General features: G+C 60.7%; 12 protein-coding genes. 9 read left to right on the top strand and 3 right to left on the bottom strand.

What is annotated here, in order from left to right:
• The first annotated feature begins 216 nt into the window (after nt 1-216).
• The 4 genes from glnA (at nt 217) to glnG (ending at nt 4,875) form a co-directional block, all read left to right on the top strand.
• Nucleotides 217-1,626: a glutamate--ammonia ligase gene (gene glnA / locus QUE41_RS00450; RefSeq protein WP_028109313.1), complete on the top strand. Its 1,410-nt coding sequence runs from the start codon at nt 217-219 to the stop codon at nt 1,624-1,626.
• Between the two features lie 87 nt (nt 1,627-1,713).
• On the top strand, nt 1,714-2,256 hold the full coding sequence (locus QUE41_RS00445; protein ID WP_286341065.1) for a DUF4124 domain-containing protein: 543 nt from the start codon (nt 1,714-1,716) through the stop codon (nt 2,254-2,256).
• A 181-nt stretch (nt 2,257-2,437) separates the two neighbouring features.
• The gene (gene glnL / locus QUE41_RS00440) at nt 2,438-3,484 is read left to right on the top strand and encodes a nitrogen regulation protein NR(II) (protein ID WP_286342882.1); all 1,047 of its coding nucleotides are present in this window, start codon (nt 2,438-2,440) and stop codon (nt 3,482-3,484) included.
• Nucleotides 3,481-4,875 (top strand): nitrogen regulation protein NR(I), encoded by a 1,395-nt coding sequence (gene glnG, locus QUE41_RS00435; protein ID WP_286341064.1) that lies wholly within the window; start codon nt 3,481-3,483, stop codon nt 4,873-4,875. Before glnL ends, glnG begins: the two co-directional genes overlap by 4 nt.
• On the opposite strand, the gene fieF is transcribed toward glnG, so the two are convergent.
• Both fieF and QUE41_RS00425 read right to left on the bottom strand, forming a co-directional pair.
• A complete protein-coding gene (gene fieF / locus QUE41_RS00430; protein ID WP_286341063.1) occupies nt 4,872-5,789 on the bottom strand; it encodes a cation efflux pump FieF in 918 nt (305 codons plus the stop codon). The genes glnG and fieF overlap by 4 nt on opposite strands.
• A gap of 111 nt (nt 5,790-5,900) precedes the next feature.
• Nucleotides 5,901-6,386: a Spy/CpxP family protein refolding chaperone gene (locus tag QUE41_RS00425; RefSeq protein WP_286341062.1), complete on the bottom strand. Its 486-nt coding sequence runs from the start codon at nt 6,384-6,386 to the stop codon at nt 5,901-5,903.
• Nucleotides 6,387-6,555: 169 nt separating this feature from the next.
• On the opposite strand from QUE41_RS00425, the gene QUE41_RS00420 reads away from it, so the two are divergent.
• The 4 genes from QUE41_RS00420 to QUE41_RS00405 all read left to right on the top strand — a co-directional run bounded on the left by QUE41_RS00420 (nt 6,556) and on the right by QUE41_RS00405 (nt 11,500).
• Entirely contained in the window at nt 6,556-7,230 is a 675-nt protein-coding gene (locus QUE41_RS00420; protein ID WP_286341061.1) for a response regulator, read from the top strand.
• Nucleotides 7,218-8,642, top strand: coding sequence for an ATP-binding protein (locus QUE41_RS00415; protein ID WP_286341060.1), 1,425 nt, complete (start codon nt 7,218-7,220; stop codon nt 8,640-8,642). The genes QUE41_RS00420 and QUE41_RS00415 overlap by 13 nt, the downstream gene beginning before the upstream one ends.
• Nucleotides 8,643-8,703: 61 nt before the next feature.
• Nucleotides 8,704-9,168: a tRNA (uridine(34)/cytosine(34)/5-carboxymethylaminomethyluridine(34)-2'-O)-methyltransferase TrmL gene (trmL, locus tag QUE41_RS00410; protein WP_286341059.1), complete on the top strand. Its 465-nt coding sequence runs from the start codon at nt 8,704-8,706 to the stop codon at nt 9,166-9,168.
• A gap of 199 nt (nt 9,169-9,367) precedes the next feature.
• On the top strand, nt 9,368-11,500 hold the full coding sequence (locus QUE41_RS00405) for a hypothetical protein (protein WP_286341058.1): 2,133 nt from the start codon (nt 9,368-9,370) through the stop codon (nt 11,498-11,500).
• A gap of 46 nt (nt 11,501-11,546) precedes the next feature.
• On the opposite strand, the gene yjjG is transcribed toward QUE41_RS00405, so the two are convergent.
• Nucleotides 11,547-12,221, bottom strand: a complete 675-nt coding sequence (gene yjjG, locus QUE41_RS00400) for a pyrimidine 5'-nucleotidase (RefSeq protein WP_286341057.1) — start codon at nt 12,219-12,221, stop codon at nt 11,547-11,549.
• 100 nt (nt 12,222-12,321) lie between these two features.
• Between yjjG and QUE41_RS00395 the strand changes: the two genes are divergently transcribed.
• A complete protein-coding gene (locus QUE41_RS00395; RefSeq protein WP_286341056.1) occupies nt 12,322-13,257 on the top strand; it encodes a LysR family transcriptional regulator in 936 nt (311 codons plus the stop codon).
• The last annotated feature ends 52 nt before the right edge of the window (nt 13,258-13,309 follow it).

Below are 13,309 nucleotides of genomic sequence, written 5' to 3'. Positions count from 1 at the left end.
ACCAACGGACGCAAGCCATGGACGCCGCTGCCTTATCCCGGGTGCAATGCACCAAAAATGACCACAACATGCACCATATCGGTGCAACAACGCGTCCTTCCATCCCCCTCATCTGTAACAAACTCTTCATAATCAGCCACTTAATTTTTTGGCACACCTCTGGCATAAGAGGTGACAGAAACTTAGGGGCGCAATCGCCATTTGGAGGTAAATCGGATGTCTGTCGAACACGTATTGGAACTGATTAAAGAAAATGATGTGAAGTTTGTCGATCTGCGCTTCACCGATACCAAGGGTAAAGAGCAACACGTCTCCCTGCCCACCCACCAGGTGGACGAAGATTTCTTCGAAGAGGGCAAGATGTTCGACGGCTCCTCCATCGCCGGCTGGAAGGGGATCAACGAGTCCGACATGGTGCTGATGCCTGACCCTGCCACCGCCATTCTGGACCCCTTCACTGAAGAAGCGACCCTGAACATCCGCTGTGACATCATCGAGCCCACTACCATGCAGGGCTACGATCGTGACCCACGCTCCATCGCAAAGCGTGCCGAAGGCTACATGCGCTCCGCCGGCTTCGCCGACGAAGTGTTCTTCGGTCCTGAGCCTGAGTTCTTCCTGTTTGACGACGTGAAGTTCCACACCGACATGGCCGGCTCCATGTACCGCATCGATGCCGAAGAGGCCAGCTGGAACTCCGCCAAGGATTACGAAGGCGGCAACATGGGTCACCGTCCCGGCGTCAAGGGCGGCTACTTCCCAGTGGCCCCTGTGGACTCCTCCCAGGACCTGCGCTCCGCCATGTGTCTGGTGATGGAAGAGATGGGCCTGACTGTTGAAGCCCACCACCACGAAGTGGCCACTGCCGGTCAGAACGAGATCGCCACCAAGTTCAACACCATCGTTGAAAAGGCTGACGAAATTCAGATCTACAAGTACGTGGTACACAACGTGGCCCACGCCTACGGCAAGTCCGCCACCTTCATGCCCAAGCCTGTGGTTGGCGACAACGGTTCCGGCATGCACTGCCACCAGTCTCTGCTGAAGGACGGCGTGAACCTGTTCGCTGGCGACAAGTACGGCGGCCTGTCTGAGACAGCCCTGTACTACATCGGCGGCATCATCAAGCACGCCCGTGCCATCAACGCCTTTGCCAACGCCTCCACCAACTCCTACAAGCGTCTGGTTCCCGGCTTCGAAGCCCCGGTAATGCTGGCCTACTCCGCCCGTAACCGTTCCGCTTCCATCCGCATCCCTGTGGTACCCAGCCCGAAAGGCCGTCGTATCGAGGTGCGCTTCCCCGATCCAACCGCCAACCCTTACCTGGCCTTTGCGGCCATGCTGATGGCTGGCCTGGACGGCATCAAGAACAAGATCCACCCCGGCGAAGCCATGGACAAGGATCTGTACGACCTGCCTGCCGAGGAAGCCGCAGAGATCCCAACCGTCGCCGCTTCCTTCGCCCAGGCTCTGGAATGCCTGGACGCAGACCGCGAGTTCCTGACTGCCGGTGGCGTATTCTCCGATGACTACATCGACTCCTACCTGGAGCTGAAGCGCGCCGAAGTTGAGCGTCTGGACATGACCACTCACCCTGTTGAGTTCGAGATGTACTACAGCTGCTAAACCCGGTTGTCTGAGAAAGCCCACCTGTTCAGGTGGGCTTTTTTGTGGCTGCTACACTGAAAAGCAGAACCTTGAGGAGGAGAAAGGATGCGAACCCTCTTGCTGCTACTGCTGCTGTGCGCCTCCGCCCAGGCCGCCATCTACCGCTGGGTGGATGACAACGGGGTGGCCCATTACAGCGACCTTCCTCCCCATGGCCAGGCCCAACCGGTCACCATCACCCCAGGCAGCCAGGTCTCCTGGCGCACTCTCTCCCCTCAACGCCAGGCCCAGCCCCAGGCCGAAGCGGTGGTCCCAGGCTACAGTCTGGCCATCCTCAGCCCACAGCAGGACGCCACAGTGCGAAGCAATGAAGGCAAGCTGACCATCAGACTGGCCACCGAGCCCAAACCCGCACCGGACCACAGCCTGCAACTGCTGATCGACGGTCAGGCACACCAGGTGACAGGCTCTCGCCTCACCCTGGCCAACCTGGATCGGGGCAGCCACCAACTGCAGGCCATCATAGTGGACCAACAGGGGGCGCTGCTGGCGCAAAGCCCGCCGGTCACCGTGCATCTGCACCGCCAATCCAGGCTGTTTGGCAAACCCCGTCATCAGCAACCGCCTGTTCAGACACCTGTCCCCTGAATGGAGAATTGGCAGGGCTCTTGCAGCACCTCTGACCATTAGTGCAAAACCAAGCATCCTGGGGCCCTAAGTGTCCAAGCTCCCCAATTTAGGGCAGACACCACCCCAAGACTTGCACCATATTGGTGCAATGGTATCTTAGCCTAAGGATGCCCAAGGAGTTTCACCCAAGATGGCCGACATACAGGAAGCGAACCTGCTCAATCACCTCAACGCCGCCCTGCTGGTGGTGAACCGCACCCTGGGCGTCGAATACGCCAACCAGGCCAGCGAGCAGCTGTTCGGTCTCAGCCAGCGCCGACTCGGTGAACTGACCCTGAGCGAATGCGTTTCTCACCTGGGGGTGAAAGCCGCCCAACTCAAGGAGAACCTGGCGGACAATCAAGCCGCAGCCTTCTATGCCATGAGCCTGGCGACCCTGGAGGGGCACCACCATACGGTGGATCTGTTCCTGACCCCCCTCTCCCCGGGCAAGGGGCTGCTGGAGATCCGGGTCATTGACCAGCAGCAGCGCATCAGCCAGGAGCTGCACCAATACGCCCAGCACCACGCTGCCCAGTTGCTGGTACGGGGACTGGCCCATGAGATCAAGAACCCCCTCGGCGGTCTGAGGGGCGCCGCCCAGTTGCTGGAACGACAGCTCACCGAGACCAGGCTCAAGGAGTTCACCGGCATCATCATCGAGCAGGCAGACCGGCTTCGCGGCCTGGTGGATAAGCTACTTGGCCCGCAGAAACCGGGGCAGAGAGAGCAGGGCAACATCCACCGCATCCTGGAACAGGTGGCCCGCCTCTGTGCCCTGGAGTTTTCCGACCAACTTAAGTTTGTCCGGGATTACGACCCGTCTATCCCGGATTTCGACATGGACAGAGACCTGCTGCAGCAGGCGGTATTCAACATCGTCCGCAATGCCGCCCAGGCCCTGGAGGGCCGGGGCACCATCACCCTGAAGACCCGGACCTGCAGCCAGATCACCATCGCCGGTAAACGCCACCGCATGGCGGTGGCGGTGAGCATCATCGACGACGGACCGGGTATCGATGAGAAGCTGAAGGACACCCTGTTCTACCCCATGGTGACCGGTCGCACCGAGGGCTCGGGGCTGGGCCTCTCCATCGCCCAGAATGCCGTGGCCCAACACCAGGGACGCATCGATCTTGAGAGCTGGCCAGGTCACACCGCCTTTACCCTGGTCCTGCCGCTGATTACTGCCAAGGAGGAGAAATGACCGAGCAACTGTGGATTCTGGATGACGACAGCTCCATCCGCTGGGTGGTCGAACAGGCGATGCTGGCCGAAGGGATCAGCTGCGCCAGCTTCGCCAGCGCCGACTCCCTGTGGGAAGCGTTGGGGGAATCCCAGCCCAGTGCCATCATCAGCGACATCCGGATGCCAGGCACCGACGGCCTGACTCTGCTGGAAAAGGTTCAGCGGCAATACCCGGATCTGCCGGTGATCATCATGACCGCCCACTCGGATCTGGACAGTGCCGTGGGCGCCTACCAGGCCGGTGCCTTCGAATACCTGCCCAAGCCCTTCGACATCGATGAGGCGGTCACCCTGGTACAGCGTGCCCTGGAGCAGGCCGCCAGCCGCAAACCCACGGTGGCCGAAGAGACGGTCCCGGTGCCAGAGATCATCGGCGAAGCACCGGCGATGCAGGAGGTGTTTCGCGCCATCGGTCGTTTGTCCCGCTCCACCATCAGCGTGCTGATCAACGGCCAGTCCGGTACGGGTAAGGAGCTGGTGGCCCATGCCCTGCACAAACACAGCCCCAGGGCCAGCCGTCCCTTCATCGCCCTGAATATGGCCGCCATCCCCAAGGATCTCATCGAGTCTGAGCTCTTTGGCCATGAGAAGGGAGCCTTCACCGGCGCCGCCGGGGTGCGTCAGGGACGGTTCGAACAGGCCGATGGCGGCACCCTGTTCCTGGATGAGATCGGCGACATGCCGCTGGATGTGCAGACCCGGCTGTTGCGGGTACTGGCGGACGGACAGTTCTACCGGGTCGGCGGTCATCAACCGGTGAAGGTGGATGTGCGCATCATCGCCGCCACCCACCAGGATCTGGAGAGCCGGGTCACTGCCGGCGAGTTCCGCGAGGATCTGTTCCACCGCCTCAACGTCATCCGCGTCCACCTGCCGGCCCTCAAGGACCGACGGGAAGACATTCCGGCCCTGTGCCGCCACTTCCTGGCCCGGGCCGCCTCCGAGCTGGGGGTGGAGCCCAAACGCCTACACCCGGACACCGTAGAGCGCATGGTGGCACTGCCCTGGCCCGGCAACGTGCGCCAGCTGGAGAACAGCTGCCGCTGGTTGACGGTGATGGCATCGGGTCAGGAGGTATTGCCGGCGGACCTGCCCCCGGAACTTCATCCCGGGGGCGAGGCGGCGCCCATGCCTGTGGGGGCTGACTGGCAGAGTGGCCTGGCCAACTGGGCCCGGGACGCCCTGGCTTCCGGCCAGCGAGAGCTGCTGACCACCGCCCTGCCTCAATTCGAGAAGGTGATGCTGGAGACCGCCCTGGCCCACAGCGGTGGCCACAAGCAGGAGGCGGCCAAGCTGCTGGGGTGGGGACGCAACACCCTCACCCGCAAACTGAAGGAGCTGGGGCTCTAGCCTTTGGGTTCCGGCTCGGGCTGGAACCCAGGCACCACCTCCTGGGGGTCCTGATGGACGATGACATCGCTGTCGGGGAAGTGAGCGCGAATGCGATCCTCCACCGATTCGGCGATGTCATGGGCCTCCCGCAGGGAAAGGTCACTGTCCAGTTCGATGTGCAGCTGGACAAACAGCATGTGGCCTGAGCGACGGGTGCGCATGTCATGCAGCCCCAGTACCCGCTGATCCTCACGGGCCAGGTCCTCAACCTTCTGACGCACCTCCGGCTCAGCTTCACTGTCCAGCAACAGCTGAACCGCTTCGTACCCCAGGGTCACCGCGCCATAGCCGATGTAGAGGGCGATCAATACAGAGAACACCCCATCCGCCCACAACATCCCCTGCCCTGCCAGCACCAGGGCCACCAGGACCGCCAAGTTGAGCAGCAGATCGGAGCGGTAGTGCAGGGCGTCGGCGGCGATGGCGGTCGAGCCGGTCACCTTCACCGCGTGACGCTGCACCGCCAGCAGGGCCAGGGTCATGACGATGGCAAACACCGACACGCCGATGCCCACACTGCCATGGGTCAGGGCCGCCGGTTTGAGGATGCGGTCCACCCCGTGGAACACCAGCAGGAAACTGGAGCCCAGAATAAAGCCCGCCTGTGCCAGGGTGGCCAGGGGTTCCGCCTTGCCATGACCAAACCTGTGCTTGTCATCGGCGGGCTGAATCGCCAGTCGTAACGCCATCAGGTTGATCAGGGAGGCCGCCGCATCCATCAGGGAGTCGGTCAAAGAGGCCAGCATGCTGGCGGAGCCTGAGTAGAACCAGGCGATCAGCTTGGCCACAATCAGCACGGTGGCGGTGGCCACAGAAGCACGACTGGCCCAGGTGATCCAAAACTTGTAATTGTCACTGACAGGTTGGGGCATGGTCTGTCCATAAAACTAGGGGTGAACTGAGCCAAGTGTACCAGTTGCGGCGGCGACCCCAATGAAAAAAGGGTGGCAAATGCCACCCTTTTTGTTGATACACAATGAGAATTAGAAACGGTCTTCGAAACGCTTCATACGCTCTGCGCGGCGCTCCTCCAGTTTCTGCTTCTGCTCCGCGGTGAGCAGTTGCATGATCTCATGCTGCACCTTCATCTGCTTGAGCTGCATCTCTGCCATCTTGGCCTGGCGTACGGCGATCGCCTCCCGGGCCGCCTGCTCATCAAACTCCGCGGCCAACATCAGTTGATGATGACGCTCCATCTGCGCCTTCATGGACTGGGGATCGCGCTCTGGGCGGTCCGCCTTGGCTTTGGCGAGGATATCCTTCACCTGTTGCTTCTGCTCATCGGTCAGGTCCAGGCCCCGCAGCATCCGCTTCATGTGCTTGCCACCACCACGACCTTGGTGGAACTCACCGCCCACCTCCTGATGGTAGCCCTGGCCATGGTTTTTGGCGGAGGCGGTGGAGACGGCGGCCATGGAGAGCACCAGACCCGCTACGGCGGCCAGGGTCAATGTCTTGGTCAATTTCATAAGTCTGTCCTTCTGTTCATCTGGGTGTCTGGTCGTCTTGGTACGTTTTCAGTCTATGCCTCCCGAAGTCAGGCAACTGCAGTCGTGAGTAAAACTGTGTAAAGTAGAGTCAAATGGACTCTCAGGCCGCGGTAGGCTTACGGCTTCAAGGGTTTTTTGGAGGGCAAAAATGGGCAAGATTCTTCTAGTCGAAGACGATCTGGATCTGTGTGAACTGCTGACCGAACTGCTGCAGATGGAGGGGTATCAACCCACCTGCTGCCAAAACGGTCGCGAGGGACTGGAACTGGCGATGAGCGGCAACTTTGATCTGCTGTTGCTGGACGTCATGCTGCCAGAGATGAACGGTTTCGAGATCCTGAAGGAGCTGAGAAAACACAGCCGCATGCCGGTGCTGATGCTGACCGCCCGCGGCGACGACATCGACCGGGTGGTGGGACTGGAGATCGGCGCCGATGACTACCTGCCCAAGCCCTTCAACGATCGTGAGCTGGTGGCCCGCATCCGTGCCATTTTGCGCCGGACCCAGGAGTGGGACCCGTCGGACCACATCACCGACAACGATCTGGTGGTCAGCCCTGGCCGCCAAGAGGTGTGGTACCGGGAGGAGCTGCTTCCCCTGACCTCCACCGAGTTCTCCCTGCTTCAGGCCCTGCTCAACCACACAGGTGAAGTGGTGGCCAAAGAGGAGCTCAGTGTCAGTGTGCTGGGCAAGAAGCTGATGCCCTTCGATCGCAGCCTGGACATGCACCTGTCCAATTTGAGGCGCAAGCTGCCCGAGCGCCAGGATGGCCGCCCCCGCATCAAGACCGTCAGGGGTAAAGGCTACATATGGCTCGAATAGAGGTCGCCCTTCCCAACCGACTCTTTCTTAAGCTGCTACTGGCATTCTGGATCACCACCAGCCTGATCGTCGGCTCGGTGATCCTGCTGCCCAAGATTCTGCAGCCTCAGGAGCTGCAGCCCCTGAAACCCTGGCAACAGGAGTTTCTACTCAAATCGGCCCGCCGAATTGAAGCCCTGCCCATTCGGGACCTGAACCGCTTCGCCGACATGATGCGCCACCGCATTCACCCCAAAGAGGGGCGAGAGCGCCGGCCGCCCGGCCCGGGAGCCGGCCCCCTGCGCGACGAACGATTCCGCTTCCATCTGCTGACCCTGGATGGCCGCCCGCTGGGCCACGAAGCCAAACGCCTGCCGAGGGCGGCGCGCCGCTTCCTGCTGGAGAATGACACCCTCTCCCCCATGGCCTTCTACAGTGTCCGCTCGGTGATTTTTGGCCCGGAGCCGCTAACTTTGGCCGGACAACCCACCCTGTTGCTGGTGGAGATGAAAGCTTCTAATCCGCGCAACTGGATCCTCTATCTGCAGGAGAACCCCTTCGTGTTCGTGCTGATGGTGGCCCTGGTCTCCGGGGTGATCTTTGGCCTGGTGGCCTGGCACTTCGGCAGGCCCCTGAACGCCTTGCGACTGACTGCCCTGCAACTGGGGCAAGGGGACCTGGACGCCCGGGTGGAGCCGAAAATCCTCTCCCGGCGGGATGAGGTTGGCCAACTGGCACGCAGCTTTGACACCATGGCGCACTCGGTGAGTACCCTGGTGCGCGAACAGCAGCGGCTTATTTCCGACATCTCCCATGAGCTGCGCACCCCGCTGACCCGGATCCAGCTGGCCCTGGCCCTGGCCAAGCGCAAGGGCCAGGAAAGCAATGAGCTGACCCGGCTGGAACAACAGGCGTCTCAGATGGAGGGGATGATCCAGGAACTGCTGCAGCTCTCCCGGCTCAACAGCCAGGTCACCGACACCAAGAAATTGCTGAATCTGGAGAAAACCCTGGAACGGGTGGTGGACGGTGCCACCTTCGAAGCGGAACAGGCCGGCAAACACCTTGAGGTGGACTTGCCCGAGGGCCTGGCCCTCAACGGCAATGACACCCTGCTGCAGAGGGCGGTAGAAAACCTGCTGCGCAACGCCATCCGCTATGGCAATCAGCAGGTCAGGCTGAGCGCCTGGCGCTGGGGGGAGAATGTCTGCCTGAGGATCGAAGACGATGGCCCAGGCGTGCCCGAGGATCAGCTCGGTGACATCTTCAAGCCCTTCCATCGGGTCTCCAAGGCCAGGGATCGTCAAAGCGGCGGCTGGGGACTGGGCCTGGCCATAGTCCAGGGTGCGGTCACCGCCCACCAGGGGCTGATTAGGGCGGAGATAGGCCCACTCGGCGGTCTCTGTGTCACCCTGACCCTGCCTCTCGAGTGACTTGCGGGCCCTGGGGCCCGCTGTCATACTGGCCCGCCCTGACCATCAGCCAGTGAACACCATGTTTGAGATCGCCCTGTATGAGCCGGAAATTGCCCCCAATACCGGCAACATCATCCGCCTCTGTGCCAATAACGGCTGCCATCTGCACCTGATTGAACCCCTGGGGTTCGACCTGGAGGAGAAGAAACTGCGCCGGGCTGGCCTGGATTATGGGGATCTCACCCGGGTCACCCGCCACAGGGACTACCCCAGCTTCCTGGAGACGATGGCCGGCAGGCGCATCTTTGCCCTGACCACCAAAGGCAGCCGCCCCCACATCGAGCCCCAGTATCAATCCGGCGATGTGCTGCTGTTTGGGCCGGAGACCCGCGGCCTGCCGGAAGCGGTGCGCAGCGCCATTCCCGAATCCCAGCGGATCCGCATCCCCATGCAGGGCACCAGTCGCAGCCTCAACCTCTCCAACGCCGTGGCCATCGTCAGCTACGAAGCCTGGCGTCAGCAGGGGTTTGAAGGCGCACTGTGATCTAAAGATCATTCCCTAGCAATTTCAAAGCGGTACCGTTGACGCCATAGTGTCTTGCTGATAGTTTGACCGACCATAATCTGACCCATCGTCTGTCACCCCGTTGTCTCCGGCGTGCACTCACAGCAGTGCCGGAAGGTTAAGGTCAGCCTCAAGAGCACCGGAAGATTACGGACAATCTTCAGCAAGGAGCAAAAGGATGCGCTTCAAGACGTCCAGCCTGTTCGCCGTTTCCCTGTTAGGTCTCACCGCATGTGGCGGAGGAGGCGGAGGTGGCAGCGAGCCCACTCCCCCCACTCCTGAGCCACCAGCCACTGTCAAAGAGACCTTCACCATTGAGGGGGCAACCCAAGGGACCCCCTTGGCCAACGCCCTGGTGACCGCCACCATAGGCGATGACAGCTTTACCACCAATGCCGACGACAGTGGTCATTTCAGCCTGGCCATGGAGTATGACGCTGGCGCTCTCCTGGACAGCGATATGATTCAGCTTACGGCCAAGGGGCTGGGTCATCAGTCTCACATTGAGCTGGCGTCGATTCTGGGATCATTCGGCGCCATCAAGAATCAGGCGGGAGAGGATCTGGTGCTAAGCACCGGCGAATCCGTACGCACTCAACTGAGTCACCTGGGCACAGCCACCCTGTTGTGGGCAAAGAACAGCACCACAAGTCTGAACAGTGACGCATCACTGACTTCCGCGGAAGCCACGCTGTCCAGTGAACGAGTCTGGGAGTTGGCCGCCACCATCAGGACCCTGGCGGATAACCCTGACTATACGCCGGCAGAGGGCACCACCCTGTCCCTGTTCAGCGCCGCTCCCCAAGCACTCCGCTCGCAGATAGAACAAAGTCTGGTGAACCTGGGTTGGATGGGCAACGCGGGCAATATCGACCCGGAGTTCAAAAAAGCCCGGGACGCGGCACGACTGACCCTGCTGAATGACGACGGTGTTCAAGCAAAGTTTACCAACGACGCTCTGGTGGGCACCTCTGTGTTCTCCTTCACTCCGGCCGAAGGCTGGGTGGCCAATCTGGGCTACGTCGCTCAGCTGTCTGAAGATGGCAAGGCAATACTCAACTACAACGCCGGCTCCACTCGCGTCATTCAAGAGGATGTGACCGGTCGCTGGCAGCTTGATGACCAAGGTGCACTGACGATCTCAGTAGACTTGGAAGCCGAGAAGATCTTCCATCAACTCGACTATGAACAAGTGGTCGAGCGCTGGGGCCAGGAGGTCGCCGACGCTCTGCCCAAGGACCAGAACAACTACTACCTGGCCTCCATCACCACTCAAGAACCATTGAAGATCTCCCGGCTGACAGGCAGCGACGAGGTGGTGGTCCAGCGCAGCTATCGGGTTACCCTGGAGCGGGAAAAGGACGCGGCGGGCTGGGAAGGTGAGTTGCCCAGCTACGTAGTCAGTGAACAGACCTTTATGATCTGGCAACCCCTGCCTGAGCAGCCCAGCTTATGGACTTCGGCCCCCAGCGGTACCTGGGCGCTGTCGATGCCAGACCAGGTGACCATGCTCAGCTCCGATCCCAGTGGACTGGTCGAGCAGGTGGTCCCCCGTGTTGTGGATCTTTCAGCCAACAACCAGCTTCTGGACAGCCAGGGCAAAGCCATAGGCCAGTGGCGGTTTGAGAACGGCTCACTGAAGCTTAACCTGGACTCCGGCTGGGAGATGATCTACACGCCGGTAGCGGAGAATTCAGGCCTCTACAGTGTTATGCACATCGCGTCTAAGGAGGGGCATCGCCAGAGTAACTTAAGCTGGATGGCCCAATATGCGCCCGAGCAGGCTGGTTTGGAACAGAGTCTGATTCAGGAGTTGCCGATGGTGATCGGATCGTTCTCCTACGATTGGTCTCAATACTGGGGTGGTCATACTCAGGCCCACATAGAATCCGTCAGAGGCTACCTGCTGGAAGCGAGCGGTCGCGCCCACACCATCAGATCCCGTGACCAGGATGAAAACTACGACCACACCAGAAAGTGGTACTTCACCGCATCTGACTGGTCAGAGGGATGGCAAAAGTTGGAGGAGCTTGGCGAATACAGCTACGGATTGGTTAACTCCACCAATGAGGGCGGGGGGACTCAGCTGCGTCAGGGACAGTGGACCTCAGTTCGCAAACTGGAGGATGGGCGCCAGGTGGTGATTGAACAGGAAATGGTTTACCGCGACTACTCCAATGAGGCCTACGAAGACATCTCCTATCTCAGCATTCCCCCTCGGATGGCGGTGTTGGCCCCTATTGACCTGTCTCAGTTCGAAGAGGCCTATCAACGCTCATTGGAGCAGGGCACCCTGGATGGCTTGAACTAGTCATCAGCGCACATCACAACGCCCGCATCTGCGGGCGTTGTTGTCATCAGGCCAGCAACAGTGCCTGCAACTCCCTCAGGTGGCGCACCTGGTAGTGAGGGGTGATCCCCTCAGGGCAATCGTCATCGTGGTGATTCAGCCAGCAGGTGTGGAAGCCGGCGCGATTGCCGCCGAGAATGTCGGAATGGGGGTTGTCCCCCACCATCAGCACCCTGTCCGACGGTGGGTGAGCCATTCGAGCTTTGGCATGGTCGAAAATTCTGGCGTCGGGTTTGGCCACCCCCACCTCCTCTGAGATCACCACCAGGGAGAACAGCCCATCCAGCCCGTTTCGTTCCAATCTGACCTGCTGCAGGTCGGTAAAACCATTGGTGATGATCCCCAGCTTGACCCGGCTCTCCAGGGCCATCAACAGCTCTCTCGCCCCAGGCAGGGGGCGGCACACCTCCGCCATGGCCCCGAGGAAGGCGGCATTGATCTCGGCGGCGCTCATGGCCAGTTGTGATTGCCAGGGCTCGAAGCGGACCTGTTGCACCTCCCGGGCGCCGATTTCGCCATTTTGGTAGGCCACCCAAAGAGGACGATTGCGCTGCTGGTAAGCCAGGTACTCCTCCCTCGCAAAGGGCAGGCCCTTGTCGGCAAACAGCCGGGACAGCCCGGCAAAGTCGTCGAAATGGAACAGGGTGTCGTCGGCGTCAAACAGGATCCAGTCGTAATTCAAATCGGTGCTCCGCTGTGGGTACTGTCAGCCACTCTACACAAGCTGACCTGGCTATATAATAGCGGTTTAGGAAAAACAGAAAATCCCATAAGGAACAGATGTGAGCAGAGAACCCTTCGCCTCCATCCCGGTGCTGGTGGCGGTCGTCGAGACCGGAAGCTTCAGTGCCGCAGCACAACGGCTGGGAATGACCCCCTCGGCGGTCAGCAAGCGAATTCAGGCGATGGAGCAGAGTCTGCAATGCCAATTGCTGCAGCGCACCACCCGCAGCCTGGGACTCACCGATGAGGGGCACACCTTCTATGAGGAGGCTCATCAGGCCTGGGAACTGGTGCAGCGGGGCCAGTTGCACTTGCAGCAAGGCAGGCAACACCCCCAAGGCACCCTGAGGTTGAGCCTGCCCATGGTGTTTGGCCGCCGCTATGTCGCCCCGCTGATCCCCGGCTTTCTCGCCGACCACCCCCAGGTAAAAGTGGATCTGAACCTGGACGACCGCATGGTGGACCTGGTGGCTGAAGGCGTGGATCTGGCGATTCGCATTGGCCATCTGCCCGACTCACCCCAGGTGGCGGTGCCCATCGCCCCCTGTGATTCGGTGCTCTGCGCCTCTGCGGCCTATCTGACCCGTCATGGCACGCCCCAAAAGCCGGCGGAACTCGAACGGCACAACTGCCTGGAGTACAGCTACTTCCGTGGTGGGCGCCATTGGCAGCTGGGGCAGGAAAAGGTCGAGCCCAGGGGCAACTACCGGGTCAACAACTCCGAAGCCCTGCTGGATGCACTTCTGGCCGGGACGGGCATCGGCCAGTTGCCCACCTTCATCGCCGCCCCTCACCTGAGATCAGGCACCCTGATTCCTCTGTTGGGCGCCTGGCCTCTGCCACGGCACTGGGTCTACGCCTTGCTGCCGAACCGGCAAGGAATACCAGCAAAAACCAAACAATTTCTGGAGGTTATAAAAGGCCGCCTGGGAGGTGACACCCCGGTGTGGGAGAGGGAGATTCCACGGGAATTTCCAGAAGGATCCTCCTCTTAGTCACAATATTGCAACAGGTTAATCCTTGGTGAATATGAAACTCAGGCGGGTT

It is taken from the genome of Ferrimonas sp. YFM (genome assembly GCF_030296015.1).
Classification (GTDB): Bacteria; Pseudomonadota; Gammaproteobacteria; order Enterobacterales; family Shewanellaceae; genus Ferrimonas.
The sequence above is the reverse complement of the archived record's forward strand: the minus strand, read 5'-3'. Positions and strand labels throughout refer to the sequence as shown.